This window comes from Marinigracilibium pacificum, assembly GCF_012926615.1.
Classification (GTDB): Bacteria; Bacteroidota; Bacteroidia; order Cytophagales; family Cyclobacteriaceae; genus Mangrovivirga; species Mangrovivirga pacifica.
The window spans coordinates 22,511-37,031 of the sequence record NZ_JABBNU010000009.1; the positions used below are offsets into that span (position 1 = coordinate 22,511).

Sequence of the window (14,521 nt, forward strand, 5' to 3'; positions counted from 1 at the left end):
AAGGTAACCTTTCGACAGAATCTGTCATGTAAGATGAGATTAACTTTATTTAAAAACTTCACTAGGTTTTTAACAATTATTTAACATTAATAATGACTCTTATTTTGCCTGCCTGAAGATGAGAGTTTAGAAAAATCTTCCAAAACCACATCATTATTAGTATTATGACAGCAAATATGAAAAAATTATTCTGGAAATCTTAGTTAATTTAAAATTGTTTTTAACAATTATTAACTAAAATAAGCCCAAAAACTTAAGCATTACATATGTTAGAGAATCAATAAATAATCAAACATTCATATTAATCCAAAAATTAGTTTCCAACTGAAACCTGTAATATAAAACGCTGGTTAAATTAGTATAAAGCCTTTAATCTATATACTTATGCCAACTAGCAATCTATCCACCTTATTTATACCTGATATTTCCGGCTTTACCAGATATATTAAAGAAACCGAAAAGCAACACAGCAATCATATCATTAGAGAACTGATCTCAATCATAATATCAGAAGGCAAACAACATTTTGAAATTGCTGAAGTTGAGGGTGACGCTGTATTCTTTTATGCTCAAAATAAACTATACTCTGATTCTCATTTAATAACAATTGCAAAAAACATTTACAAGCAATTCCATCATCATTTAGAAAATTATGAACACAAAAGAATTTGTAATTGCGGGGCATGCTCAAGTGCTAATAATTTGAAGCTTAAATTCATTGTTCATGCCGGAGAAATTGATTTTATTGAAATTGAAGGTCAAAAAAAACCTTTTGGCTCACCCGTTATTGAGATTCATCGGCTTTTAAAAAATAGTATCAAACAAGAAGAATACATTCTATTTTCCAATCAATTAGTATTATCACCGGAAACTGTAATTAATGGAGAGGATTCCTTTATTGATGATGTTTTAGGAAATATTGAATTCCGATATCAGTTAATTGATAACTGGTATTCTCCACAAGATGAAATTTCAATGGATCTTCACACCCACCATGACCTTAACATTTCTGGCATACACGACTATCCAATGAAAATTGAAGACCTCCACAACTTCCTAATCAATTTCGACCTTCGTAAATACTGGAATCAGGATGCAGATCAATTGATTTACAATCATGACGAAATAAATCATGTCGGCACTGAACATAGGTGTATTGTAAAAGGCAAAGATCTTTATTTCGACTCAATAAAGCCTGCAGACGGCGGGAATTACAGTTATGGCGAGGTATTAAAAAACCCCAAGCCATTTAAATATTTTGAATCTGACTTCTACCTTGAGCCAATTGATAAAGCAAATACCCGTTTGAGTTTAAATTTAAAGGTTGATTTAGACTCATGGTATCAAAAACTTTTTAAACCTGTATTCAAAATCGCAATCAAACAAAAGGTTGAAAGTATCTTAGACCAAATTGATAAAGGCATAATTGAATTTAATCAAGAGGAAGCAAGAGAAAGGATAAAAGATTAGGCTACTTATATAAGTATCATATTTTACCAAAATACTCTAAAAGTCAAGTTTGGAGTAATACCCAGACCATAAATACGGTTATCAATAAGCTCATTATTTACTCCTGGAGTGGTTCTAAATTCTCTGTTTAACAAATTCTGATGATCATAGACATTCAAAATAGACACTCCAAATCTATACCGAATATCTTTATCGGGATTAGGCTTAAAATCATATATAACAGATAAATCCATCCGGTGATAAACGGGTAGATTATTCGCATTTAATTCCCCATACTCAATTTTCAGAGGGCCATTAGTTGTATCAATTACTTTCACATTTGTGAAGGTTTTTCCTGTATGCCAGGTCCAGCCCAGCGAAAACTGCAACGACTTAAACTTATAGTATGCAATCCATTTTAATGTATGTTCAATATTCCAATTACCCGGAAATGGCTTGTTGTCATTTAAACCTTTGAATTTATTTTCACTAAATAAATATGAATAACTTGCCCAGGAACGAAAATTACCAACCTGTTTTTTCAATAAGAAATCTGCACCTTTCACAACGCTATTCCCGATCCTGAAATTATTATCAACAGGATTCAGAAAACCGAAAGTTAGGGTAGTAACATTTTTAATATCCCGATAATATCCTTCAACATCCAATAACCAACCATTATCATCATAAGCAAGTCCCAAAGAATATTGATACGATTCAATCACCGGAAAACCTTCATTTGAAGCCATCGACCATACCTTATTTTCCAGAGACAAATCGCTAACAACAGACTCTCTAATCTGACTTACGGTTTGAGTTCGGTATTCTGCTGTTCCGCTTAAAAATAGATCACCGATAAGATTATGTTCGGCTGATAGCCTGGGTTCAAAGTACGTTTTACCCATTTCAGAATAGTAATTAATTCTTAATCCTGCAGATAAAGTTGATTTATTTGCTTTAAGTTGGTAATCACTAAAAAGGGAATGGGTATTTAGTTTTTCATCTGACTGATCAAGAATCAAGGTATATCCCGGGCCAGAGTTTTTGAATTCATACTGTACTTGTTTATTTGAATACTGATAGCCAGTTTTAATTTGACTCCTTTTATTGATATCAAATAACACAAATGAGTTCAATCCAAAATCATCTACTGAATTGTCTTTAAATGAAGTTTCAGATGAAGATGCTAAAGTTCGTTCAAACTTGTAGTTTAATAAATACCCTGTATAATAGGCTTCTATTTCTAATTCAAGATCACTTCCCTTATAATTCCAGTTAATATTGTATCCTTCATTTTCAGTTTTTAACAGATCTGAATAATCTATATTTTGATTGGAAGAACGATACAAAAGATCATTTTTAGTGTAAAGAGAATTAAAATTGATTTTATTCCTATCATCTAACTGGTAATTAATTCCTGTTGTAAAGTCAGTAAAATAAAAATCATTATCGAAGTCCTGTACACCCTGTGAAGGGTCTTCATTTATCTTTGTATTTTGAAAAACCCTGTCGGAATAGCTTTTATAAGTAAAAGTCTCCAGTTGGTCATTAAAAGAGCGTCTTCCTGAAATATTTACCGAGATTTTATCCTTTATGATCGGTATTTTTAAATAGGCATCACCATATAACATATTAAATCCTGCTCCTCCATCAAATTCATTGTTTACTTCCTCTCCCGATCTTATATCCACAACTCCGGAAATTCTGTCACCATATTCCGGAGATACACCATTTTTAACAAATTCAACTCTGTCAATAACAAATGGATTAAAAGCTGAAAGCATTCCGAAAAAATGGCTTTGATTATAAGTTTTAATTCCATTCCAGGTAACGAGATTCATATCAGGGGAAGTTCCATGAACGTATACTCCGGAGGCTGTTTCAAAAGGACCCGATACACCCGGTAATTGTTGTATACCTTTCAAAATATCCGGTTCAATCAAACCAGGCAAAATCCCAAGTTCAGATGGCTTCAATTTTGTTTTGGTATTTACCTTTGACATCCCTCCGACTAAAAAATCACTCAAAACAACTTCGGGCAACTCCTTTATTTTTTCAGATAGTTTTACATTAGGACAAGACGTTCCTAATAATTCAGAGGCTAATATTTTCCTGGTTGCAAAACCTATATGACTAATTTCTAAATATTCCCCATAGCGGACTCTATTTATAAAATAACCTTGATTATCACTTTGGATAGCACTCTGTGAAGAATTAACACTTACAGTTGCATTTGAAACCGCCCTACCATGTTCATCAATGAGATATCCACACACATTAACCTTGTCATACGGTTTAAAATGCCTGATTATTACGTTCTCAGTGTTTATCAACACGAATTTCAGGTTAGTCATCCTTTCTAGATTTGACAAAACATCTGGCAATGATGACTCACTAATATCAAACCGTGATATTGATTTGTTAACCACTACTGAATCAATAAATGAAAAACGAACCTGATAATTTACTTCAAGTTCGGCAAGGAATTGCTTCAACTCTAAATCATGGGATATTTTAGAGTTTTCGGACTGACCAAAAACAAACCAAAATGAAAAAATAAAGGTAGTAATTGCAAAAACAGCCTTCATTAATTGGTTTTAAAGATGATCCTTTCCCCTTCTTGACTATAACTCAACCCAATAGACTCAGCTATAATTTGAAGAGCTGTATTAAGATCGTTATTAGGAAAACGACCAGTAAAAGTTAATTCTTCATTAATTAATTTATAATCCACAGCAACTCCATATTGATTTTCCAGAGTTAAAATCACTACTTTGATCGGAGCATTCACAAATTCACTATTATTTGACATCCAGGCAGGAGATCTCTCTGTTGTTTCAGAGTTTTCGACTTTATTATTATTAATCTGTAGCACCATTCCCGGCAATAATTCTTTTTTATAATCCCCAGACTTAACCAGTACCTTACCTTCATAACATGCTACTCTGAAATAATTATCTAACTGTGTAACGTTAAACTCTGTTCCTAAAACCGTGACACTCCCTATAATAGTATTAACTGTAAACTGATTCCCTTTTTCAACATCAAAAAAAGCCTCGCCGCTTAGTTCAATATTTCTGTTTTCATTCCAGTTTGATTTATTAAATACCACTTTGGATTTGGCATTAAGCTTAACAACAGACCCATCAGGCAATGAAACTTTAGATATCTGACCATACTCAGTCTCATAAATTGAAACAGGTTTATACAAGAACAAAAATGTTGTTATTAAAAGTACTATTGCTGCAGCTACACCAAACCAATATTTAGGTAAAGATTTTGATTGACTTGCAGTTTGTCCGTGAGTTTTTTGTTTAATATTTTGATAAACACTTTCGGCATCAAAGTCTTGATGCTCAATATTTTCAGTTGCAGCAATAATCTTTTGATATTTTTTAAATTCCTCACTAGCTTCAAATAGCGCCCTTTCCTCATCAGAGAGATCACCGTTTAGCCAGCGGCCTAAAAATGTATCATCATTACCTTCTTTCATTTCTTGATTGCTTAAATAAACAACGAACAACGTTTAATTTACCCTACCCCTTCGTCAATAATTTTTTGAATTTTAATTAGTGCCTTATGCATCAGTTTTTCAACTCCTTTTACTGATATCTCCATTACTTCTGCTATTTCCCTATAAGTTTTTTTATCTACTCTATTCAATAAATAAGCGGTACGTTGTCTTTCCGGAAGTTCATTAATTGCCTGAGTTAACCGTTCCATAAATTCTTTCTCTATAATAAGATATTCAGGAGACTCATTATTTGCCTTCCCTGAATTTATTTGAACGGCTCTTTCTGAATATTTCAATTTTACCTGTTCGTGTCTTTTTACACTCGTCATTAAATTTGTAGCAACCGTGTATAAAAAACCTTTAGCTTTTTCAAACTGAACTTCAGCACAATTCTGCCATAGTTTGACAAAGGCTTCCTGAACAGCATCATTTGCTTGCTCACTATTCCCAAACCGATAGCTCAAATAAGAAAATAGTGATTTCGCTTCCTTCTTAAAAAAGGAATCAAAATTCTGTTCTTCACAAATAGATTTTTTTTCGTCGGGCATAATTGATGCTTAAAGCTATGCCAATTTCCCTTTTTCTCAAATCATTTATTTTTTTTTAACCAGAGGGGGGTGGGGTAAAGTATACCTTCAGTCGTCTTACTATCAAACGGGGACACCCATGTTAATCAACCAATTTTTAAAAAAGAAAGAAGATGAAAACAACTTTTAAATTTCCGGCATTCTTCATAATCATAGCAGTAATTTTTGTTACTGCCTGTTTCGAAGATGGTAATCCTTTTGATAAAAATGATTCCAAAGGTACTGGCAAAGTAGGAAAAGATGATATAACAGAAAATGACTCATCATCAACAGATAGTTTAAGCTGCCCTATATTACACTTCTCTGTTGAAAACGACTCCTTTGGCGTGTATTATTTCACAGCTGATTTTGAAGGAAGAGATGAAACACCCTATTTCTGGCACGTTGATGGGGAACCCATTGGCCAGATTGCCGTGGAAGACTCAACTAATCACACACTTGTATGGCAGTTTAATCCCGGAGACCATCGGGTTTGCATCAAATCAAGCACTGATGAATGCGGCGAGTTATTTTACTGTGAATCAATTTCATACGACCCCTATCAAAGTCAATGCCCTGAACTTTCATTTACAACAAACATTCTCAGTGCCAGAAACTATGAGTTTTTTGCAGACACGAGTAAGCTTGATTCCGTTGAGTGGTATGGCTGGATGGTTAACGGACAAATTGTCGAAAATGAAGGTAATTACTATAACGGTGATGGATATCTCAATTATATTTTCGAATCTGAAGGATACTATGAAGTTTGTCTGGTCACTGAAACACCAAACTGTCCTCAGGGTAGTACTTTTTGTGCAGATTATTTTATTCAATTTGATAGTATTCCTGATGATTCAACGGGAACCATAGCAGAATGCAGAGAGTTAGGGTTTAATTATGCGCTAGACAATAATGATTCAACTTATACTTTTACTGCAGATTTTGAAGATATGGATTCGATAAGCTATTCATGGTCCGTATTTACAAATGGAGATTACCTGGGTGGAAAAACCAGACAGGCAGGTAGTAACAGCTCTCATAATTTTCAATGGTATTTTGAACCAAATCAGAATTATGTCATCTGTTTAAAACAAATTGATGGCGACTGCGAAAACTACCAGATATGTGAGGAAATTCGTTTATAGATCCCCTTCTTGTTCATAATTTGAAGGCCGTAAAAATTATGGCGGCCTTCTTTTTCTATCTCATGACATGATAGTATAAACAATAAATATTATCTTGGTGATTTGAAATTACATGTATAAATCTGTTCTAAATATTATCCTTTTAATTGCGTCTAGCACATTGATATGGTCGTGTGTGGATAATGACCTGGACATTCCTGACACAAATGACATACAAACATCTGAGAGTTCAGCTCTGATAAGTTTTTTAAATTCTTACGATGATCCATCAGGAAGTATTGCAACCAATTCTGTAAGTTTTATTTTCCCAATTTATATAGCATATACTAACGGGCTTATTGTTGAAGTCACAAATGAAGAAGGACTGAATTCCATCATTCAAAGTCAATCATCTAGCTTTTATATAAATGAAATTAAGTTTCCTGTCGAAGTATCTATATCAGGAAACATTGAAATAATAAATAATGAATCTGATTTCAACTTATTACTAGATGAGTTGAGTATAAACTCATTTGAAGATGATTTCATAGCAGGATTTCTAAGATGTTATGATTTTGACTATCCTTCTAAAGTTAATAATAACACATTCTCAAATTCAGATGACTTTTTAATCTACATTTCAAGCAAACCAGATAGCTCAGGATTTAAATTAACATATCCTCTCCAGCTTATAGTATACAATGCTGACTCAATTATTATCTATAATAATGAGTACGAAGTTTTAGAACTAGCAACAAGCTGTGAAGAATGTCCACAATTAGGATATACCATAAGATCTGATAGTACCTCAAACTATACGTTTATAGCCGACACTTCTTTATCAAATTTTGCTACCGCATATCAATGGTTCATCAATGGTGAATTTATTGAAAATGATGGGCCTGATTATCAAGGCGATGGACAGTTGAGTTGGGTATTTCAGCCAGGTCAACATGAAATTTGCATGATAGGAGTATCCGAAGCAAGCGAATGTAACGGCATTGATTTTTGTCAAACAATTTTCGTAGAAGATCTATGTCCGCAGTTACATTTCACTCGTGACTCAACCGAAAACAGTTTTACCTTTAGAGCTGACTTTTTTGAAATGGATAGTATTTCCTACAATTGGGAGTTATATCAAAATGGTGATTTAATAGCTTCTGAACTAGAAGATGAAAATGGAGACAACCAGTTTTTCTATCAATTTTCAAGAGGTAATTATAGTATTTGCCTAACTGCTGAAACCCCTGAATGTCCACAGGGAAGTTCATACTGTGAGGAAGTAATCATTCAATAGGCTATTAGATTAGGCATAAAAAAAGCCCCGAATAACTATATCCGGGACCCAATTACTTAAATATAATAAATTTTATTCAATTTTCCCATATTTTTCTGCCCACATTCCTTCAAGTTCTTCCAAAGATCTTCCTTTTGTTTCAATTATATATTTTTTAGTAAATAATATCAAGAGAAAAATACATACACCGAAAATGAAATATGGCAGTGATTTGTTCCACACTCCATCAACATTGGTTTCACTGTTAGCAATTATCGGGAATGATTGAGATACCAAGTAATTGCCCGCCCATTGTACCGCTACTGCTATTGACATAGCAATACTTCGAATTTTGTTAGGAAACATCTCAGATAATAGCACCCAGGTTACAGGCCCCATACTCATAGCAAAAGACCCAATAAACATTAATACCCCGATTAAAGAGACCATACCAACCTTGTCAAGGTATAGAGAGCCTCCAAGTAGAATAAACCCTAAAAGCATTCCAAAACTACCAATAATGATTAGTGGCTTACGTCCGAGTTTATCAACAGTAAACATTGCAATAAATGTAAATACAAAATTAACTGCAGCTAATAATATCTGCTGAGCTAACACATCTTCTTGTTTGAAGCCTAAAGCCTTTTCAAAAATATCACTACCATAATATAATACAGCATTGATTCCAGTCAGCTGTTGAAATAATGACAATAATGAACCAATTATGATTATCGCTAATGCAGACTTCTGAAATACAGATACTTCAGATTTTTGCATTGAATTCTCCTGTTCAAGTGAACTTTTAATTTCATTAATTTCTTTTTGAGCAGCTGCAGGTTCATGTAACTTATTTAATACTTTAAGAGCGTCTTTTTCACGACCAACAAGAACTAACCATCTTGGACTCTGCGGAATAAAAAAAGTAAGACCTAAAAATAGAAGACAAGGAACTAGCTCAGACCAGAACATCCATCTCCATCCTTCGCTGATATTTTGTTCAGGAGTAAAGTTTTGCCCAATAAAATAGGTCACCAAAAACACCACGAAAAAACCAGTAACAATTGCTAGTTGATAAAATGTCACCAGAATTCCCCTTCTGTCTTTTGGAGCAATCTCAGCAATATAAGTAGGTGCTGCCATCGAGGCCAGACCTATACCCAATCCCCCAAGTATTCTAAAGGTAACAAGTAACGAGATCGATTCTGGAAGCATGGAAGGCAAACCAGAACCCCATGCAGATATAGTAAATAAAAAGGCAGAAATTATTAAGCTGTATTTTCTTCCGATAACTCTGGTTGCGACCCCGGCAGAAAGAGCTCCAATAAAACAACCAATTAATGCACTCGAAACTACCCAACCCTGCATTGCGTCAGATAATTCAAAATACTTTGTAAAGTAAAACTGTGATCCGTTAATCACCCCGGTATCGTAACCAAAAAGCAGCCCACCTAATGCAGCGACTGAGGTTACCAGTATTAGTAATCCGTTTTTTGACATGTTTATTTGTAGTTCGTTGTATTTGGTTTTTTTATTACAATGCTGAATATAAGAAATAAAACATTAAAGAATAAAACTATCTTAAATGGCACTCCCCTCTTAATTTAATTCTTTTAAGGATTTGATACATATACCATTTCGAAATGAAATAAATATCCACTAAAAAAAATCATATCTAATAAACATTAATCCAAACAAGGATATTTTTATTACATCGCAATACTTAGATAAATATTCAAACCTTTCAATATTCGTTTTTTTCATATATATTGACCCTGTTTTAGTGTGTGTTTGTATGATTTTTTCAAGATATGATGGATGCTAATCCTTCATATTTATTTTTTTATGTTAAATAATAAGCTTATATACTTCTTATTCAAGATTACATTTCTGTTTTCTTTAACAACTATTCCTTTAATAGTTAATGGGAATTGTATTGTTGACTTTCCTGGAAATAGCAATTTAAATTATTCATCAGTATGCAATTCAACAAATGGAAATGTTGAAATAGGAAGAAACATACCCCTTAGCGATGGAGATTCATTTACATTTGATTCACCCTCAACTATTAGCATTGGAGGAATTATTAAAATATTTGCAGCAGGAAATGGTAAAATAATAATCCCGGAAGGAGTCACAGTTGTTGTACAGGGCAATTTACAAATAGAAACAGCTGGTGGGGGATGTGAAAGTGGCGCTGCATGCAATTTTGAATTTATAGTGGATGGTTTTCTAATTGTTGATGGAAACCTACAGAATAAAGCTACTTCTTTAATTTGGACAGGCACCGGCATAGTGGATATCCTGTCAAATTTTGACAATACCAACAGTGGTTGTATGGAATGTGGTGCTACCTGTCCAGAATTTATTAACCATAATAGATGTAATGACATTAATAGTACTTGTTCAAATAACTTTTGCGAGTTACAATATGGCAAATCAGCTTTTAAAGGAGTTGACAACCTAGCTCCAAAATTCGATTATTGTCCTTCTGATTTAATTTTTTATACCGACGACAACAGTTGTACTGCTTTAGCAACATGGCCTGACCCACAAGCTTCAGACAATAGCGGAACAGTTACAATTTCTGACCCAAGTATTCCGAAAGGTCAAAATCTGGCTCCGGGCACATATACAGTTAATTACACAGCTACTGATGGTTCCGGAAATAAAGCCACTTGCTCATTCAACTTTGAAGTAATTGACAATGTATCTCCATCAACCACCTTTTGTCCGGAAGATATTATAAGATATGGAGCTCAAACAGTCCAATGGACGGAGCCTAAATTTTCTGATAATTGTGAAATTACAACAATCCAAAAATCACATACTCCCGGATCATTATTTGATATTGGCAGTACAACGGTCACTTATACAGCTAAAGATAAAAATGGAAATCAGACAACTTGCTCTTTTAAGGTTGTAGTACAAGAAGAAAATGGGCCAGAAATAACTTTCTGTCCTGATAATATAATATTAGATGCTGATCAAAATTGTGAATCATTCGCATCTTGGGATTTACCTACCGCTAATATGATTGAAGGTATTCCTCCCAAATCAAACTATACACCCGGTCAGTTATTTCAACTTGGGTCAACTAATGTTGTGTATGAATTCATTGATATAACAGGAAAAAGCTACTGCAGTTTTGATGTTATCATAATTGATAACGATCCTCCTGTTTATTCAAATATCCCTAAAGACACACTTATTAAAACAACAAAATCAACGTTAGCCTATAGTTGGGAAGAACCAATTGCTACAGACAACTGTGAATTCAATGAGTACTCTACACATAAGCCTGGTGATATATTTCCAGAAGGAATTACAACAGTATCTTATACAGCAACAGATAATTCGGGTAATGAAACTACTGTCTCATTTAATGTAACAATTAAAACCAATCATCCTCCTGTAATTAAAAAAGACACCATTGAGTTAGAGTATTCAGAAAGGCTTGAAGTTTGTCCTACTATTAATGATCCTGATGGAGATATTATTAATATTAAATCTTCTAAAATTTTATTAGGAGAAGGCTCTTTGGGAGATTTACTACAGGATGGTACCTGTTTAGAGTTCTACCCTAATTCAGATGCTGCTGCATTATACGAAATTCTAATTGAGGTGTGTGATAACGGAACACCTCAAACATGTTCTCAAGGTGTATTTTTTGTAAAAATACCTGAACAAGTTAAGTTTAAAGAAGCAGTTATACCCTATAAAATATTTACTCCTGATAATGATTCATATAATGATGTATGGGTCATTGAAAACATAGAATCTTATCCAAATAACCATGTGACTATTTATGATAGATGGGGACGAGTAATTTATGATGCCAACGGTTATAATAATGTAGATGTTGTTTTCGATGGTTCGAATATCAACTCTTCACTTGGAGGAAGTGAAATTCCTACGGGCACATATTTTTTCAATATAGTATTAAACGGAAACCAAAAATTACAAGGTTATGTTGAACTACTTAGGTAATATTTTTGTGTCCGTCGTATTCTGTATAACTCTTGTATTTCTATCAGGAAAGGTATCAATGTGTATTGCTCAAAATGGGCCATTCACTCAATATCTCAATAATGAGTTTATATTAAATCCTGCTTATGCAGGTGCTGATGACGCACTTAGTTTGACAGCAATTTACAGAAGTCAATGGTCTAATATTGAAGGCATGCCAGTTACTCAAACTTTAAGCGGGCATTCCTTAATTAAAAATAATAACAGTGGTGTAGGTGCAACTATTACGCATGACCAAATAGGAATTCATAGAAACATAACTGCTGTTGGGGCCTATTCTTACAGAATCAATTTATCTAATGATAGATATTTAGCTCTTGGTTTTCAGGCTGGAATTAAAAACATCCAATCAAATTATACTCAATTAAGCCAGTATGCTCAAAATCCATTAGACCCTAAAATTGCAAATGCTGATTTTAACTATACTCGTTTTGACTTAGGTCTTGGTCTTTTATATACCAGTGAAAAATTCAAACTTGGAATATCACTACCATCATATAACACATCAAAAGATAAAGAGTCTGATAGCCTTACTTACAACTTTGACGAATCAAAATATTTCCTTTTGACAAGTTATAAAATCGAAATGTCAAGTAGCCTGAATATCTACCCCGGAATATTAATTAATTATACGGCAGGGCTACCAATAACCTATGACGTTAATATTCAGGGCGAACTAAGAGAAGTTTTAACTATTGGGTTTTCATACCGGCACCAAACTTCTCTCAACTTTTTGTTACAAGCAGTAATATTGCCTCAGTTGCGAATAGGATATGCATATGACTATCCGTCGGGTAAAAATGCATTATTTGACAAAGAATCTAATGAATTAATGCTTAATTATATATTTAAACATAAAAAATCCAAGGTAATAAACCCAAGATAATGAATATCCGATCTTTAACATATTGCCTTTTACTTTTTACTACTTTCCAAAGTGTTTCCTCACAGACACTATTTAGTGAGTTAAAAAATGGCGAAAAAAGAGCTGACATGCATTATGCCAACCAAGAATACATGTTGGCGCTTGAACTCTACCTTAACAAATTTGAAAAAAAGAAAAAGGGTGAATTAGCATTAAAAATCGGCAAAACATTTTTGGAATTAAATAATCCCAAACAAGCTGTAAAGTATCTTTCTGTTTACACAGAAAACAACAACAACCTTAATAAAACAGACTACAAATTTCTTGCAGAGTCATTTGAAAACGCAGGAAATTATGAAGAAGCAATTCATTGGTATAATCAGTATCTGAAGACCGACCCTAACAATGAAGCAATTGCCGAAATAGTATGGCAATTGAATAATAGACATACTCTTTATGAAGACTCAACTCTTTTTGAAGTCAGTTCTATTAATATTAATACCGAATACAATGAATTCGCACCTTGCCTTTATAAAGATGGAATAATATATATTTCTGATGCTCCTTCTCATGGAGGCATAAAACTGATAGATAACTATTCTTCAAGATCATTCACCAGATGGTTAAAAACTGAAAAAAAGTATGACTCATTAATAGGATATACTTTTCACAGCAAACCAAAAGAATTTGGAAATAATATTGAATCTCGTTTTAATAAAGGAACATTATATATTTCCGGGGACAGCCTGATTTTTTATTCTTCTAACGGGTCCCCTTCAAAAATAACAGGCAAATCAAATCTTCAGTTATTTATCTCACATAAGGTAAATGGAAATTGGACTGATCCGGAAAGCTTTCCATACAATAATTTAGAGTATTCTATATCACAACCAACTTATAACGAAGAAACTCAAACATTATATTTTGCTTCCGACATGCCGGGAGGACATGGTGGCTTAGATCTATATCTTTCGAAATCAATAAATGGCACATGGACTAAACCCATAAACCTCGGGGCAGACATTAATACAGAAAAAGATGAATGCTACCCATTTATCATTGGTACAACCTTGTACTTTGCTTCTAATGGGCACCCAGGTCTAGGTGGTCTGGATATTTTCAGATCTTATTTTATCAATGAGAAACCAGGTCAAATAAAAAATATTGGATTTCCAATAAATACAAACTTCGATGACTTCGGATTGGTAATATCTTCAAAAAATGACGAAGGCTATTTCACTTCTAATAGAAATGGAGGCACACTCAATGACGATATATTCTCTGTAAAAATTGGCCTTCAGACTTATCCGATAAAGATTTCAGGATCAATACAAGCTAAAGAACTTCATGATGAGGTAGAAAGCATTTCAACACTTAAAAACTCTACCCTTGCATTGATTGATAAACATAGAGGTGAAGCAGTTAGTCATGCCTTAAGTAACGAATACGGTGAATTTAGCATTACAATTCCATATGATGGCGAATTCTATATCAAAATAAATGATGATAATTTGGGTGAGGCCTTGGTTAACCTTGACATTCCAAAAGAAAAAGAAAAGCAATCAACTTATAAGATAGTAATTGTAAAAGAATTATTTAATACAAACAACAAGGCTAATTAGGATGGGTAGTGTAGATAAAAAATTCTTTTCAAGTAAATTGTACTTACAATGGATGGCAATCTGTGTAGTCTATTTCTTA

Annotated in this window: 10 protein-coding genes; 6 read left to right on the forward strand and 4 right to left on the reverse strand. The window is 33.4% G+C overall.

Features of this window, described 5'->3' with window-relative positions; translation table 11 throughout:
- Positions 1-384: 384 nt before the first annotated feature.
- Entirely contained in the window at positions 385-1,470 is a 1,086-nt protein-coding gene (locus tag HH304_RS14415) for a DUF2652 domain-containing protein (protein WP_169682866.1), read from the forward strand.
- Between the two features lie 23 nt (positions 1,471-1,493).
- On the opposite strand, the gene HH304_RS14420 is transcribed toward HH304_RS14415, so the two are convergent.
- From HH304_RS14420 to HH304_RS14430, 3 genes are read right to left on the reverse strand one after another with little or no spacing between them, the layout of a single operon-like run.
- Positions 1,494-4,037: a TonB-dependent receptor gene (locus tag HH304_RS14420; RefSeq protein WP_169682868.1), complete on the reverse strand. Its 2,544-nt coding sequence runs from the start codon at positions 4,035-4,037 to the stop codon at positions 1,494-1,496.
- Positions 4,037-4,942 carry a FecR family protein gene (locus HH304_RS14425; protein WP_169682870.1) on the reverse strand — a complete coding sequence of 302 codons (906 nt, stop codon included), beginning with the start codon at positions 4,940-4,942 and terminating at the stop codon, positions 4,037-4,039. Before HH304_RS14425 ends, HH304_RS14420 begins: the two co-directional genes overlap by 1 nt.
- A 38-nt stretch (positions 4,943-4,980) precedes the next feature.
- A complete protein-coding gene (locus tag HH304_RS14430; RefSeq protein WP_169682872.1) occupies positions 4,981-5,511 on the reverse strand; it encodes an RNA polymerase sigma factor in 531 nt (176 codons plus the stop codon).
- A 152-nt stretch (positions 5,512-5,663) separates the two neighbouring features.
- On the opposite strand from HH304_RS14430, the gene HH304_RS14435 reads away from it, so the two are divergent.
- A complete protein-coding gene (locus tag HH304_RS14435) occupies positions 5,664-6,674 on the forward strand; it encodes a hypothetical protein (RefSeq protein WP_169682874.1) in 1,011 nt (336 codons plus the stop codon).
- Between the two features lie 112 nt (positions 6,675-6,786).
- Positions 6,787-7,950, forward strand: coding sequence for a hypothetical protein (locus tag HH304_RS14440; protein ID WP_169682876.1), 1,164 nt, complete (start codon positions 6,787-6,789; stop codon positions 7,948-7,950).
- Between the two features lie 72 nt (positions 7,951-8,022).
- On the opposite strand, the gene HH304_RS14445 is transcribed toward HH304_RS14440, so the two are convergent.
- Positions 8,023-9,426, reverse strand: coding sequence for a sugar porter family MFS transporter (locus HH304_RS14445; RefSeq protein WP_169682878.1), 1,404 nt, complete (start codon positions 9,424-9,426; stop codon positions 8,023-8,025).
- 345 nt (positions 9,427-9,771) lie between these two features.
- On the opposite strand from HH304_RS14445, the gene HH304_RS14450 reads away from it, so the two are divergent.
- From HH304_RS14450 to HH304_RS14460, 3 genes are read left to right on the forward strand one after another with little or no spacing between them, the layout of a single operon-like run.
- The gene (locus HH304_RS14450) at positions 9,772-11,916 is read left to right on the forward strand and encodes an HYR domain-containing protein (protein WP_169682880.1); all 2,145 of its coding nucleotides are present in this window, start codon (positions 9,772-9,774) and stop codon (positions 11,914-11,916) included.
- A complete protein-coding gene (locus tag HH304_RS14455) occupies positions 11,897-12,841 on the forward strand; it encodes a PorP/SprF family type IX secretion system membrane protein (protein ID WP_169682882.1) in 945 nt (314 codons plus the stop codon). Before HH304_RS14450 ends, HH304_RS14455 begins: the two co-directional genes overlap by 20 nt.
- A complete protein-coding gene (locus HH304_RS14460) occupies positions 12,841-14,442 on the forward strand; it encodes a tetratricopeptide repeat protein (protein WP_169682884.1) in 1,602 nt (533 codons plus the stop codon). Before HH304_RS14455 ends, HH304_RS14460 begins: the two co-directional genes overlap by 1 nt.
- Positions 14,443-14,521 lie beyond the last annotated feature (79 nt).

Excerpts from the sequence above, each read along its gene's own strand:
- HH304_RS14415 (WP_169682866.1), top strand. The coding sequence starts at position 385 with ATGCCAACTAGCAATCTATCCACCTTATTTATACCTGATATTTCCGGC.
- HH304_RS14420 (WP_169682868.1), bottom strand. The coding sequence starts at position 4,037 with ATGAAGGCTGTTTTTGCAATTACTACCTTTATTTTTTCATTTTGGTTT.
- HH304_RS14425 (WP_169682870.1), bottom strand. The coding sequence starts at position 4,942 with ATGAAAGAAGGTAATGATGATACATTTTTAGGCCGCTGGCTAAACGGT.
- HH304_RS14430 (WP_169682872.1), bottom strand. The coding sequence starts at position 5,511 with ATGCCCGACGAAAAAAAATCTATTTGTGAAGAACAGAATTTTGATTCC.
- HH304_RS14435 (WP_169682874.1), top strand. The coding sequence starts at position 5,664 with ATGAAAACAACTTTTAAATTTCCGGCATTCTTCATAATCATAGCAGTA.
- HH304_RS14440 (WP_169682876.1), top strand. The coding sequence starts at position 6,787 with ATGTATAAATCTGTTCTAAATATTATCCTTTTAATTGCGTCTAGCACA.
- HH304_RS14445 (WP_169682878.1), bottom strand. The coding sequence starts at position 9,426 with ATGTCAAAAAACGGATTACTAATACTGGTAACCTCAGTCGCTGCATTA.
- HH304_RS14450 (WP_169682880.1), top strand. The coding sequence starts at position 9,772 with ATGTTAAATAATAAGCTTATATACTTCTTATTCAAGATTACATTTCTG.
- HH304_RS14455 (WP_169682882.1), top strand. The coding sequence starts at position 11,897 with ATGTTGAACTACTTAGGTAATATTTTTGTGTCCGTCGTATTCTGTATA.
- HH304_RS14460 (WP_169682884.1), top strand. The coding sequence starts at position 12,841 with ATGAATATCCGATCTTTAACATATTGCCTTTTACTTTTTACTACTTTC.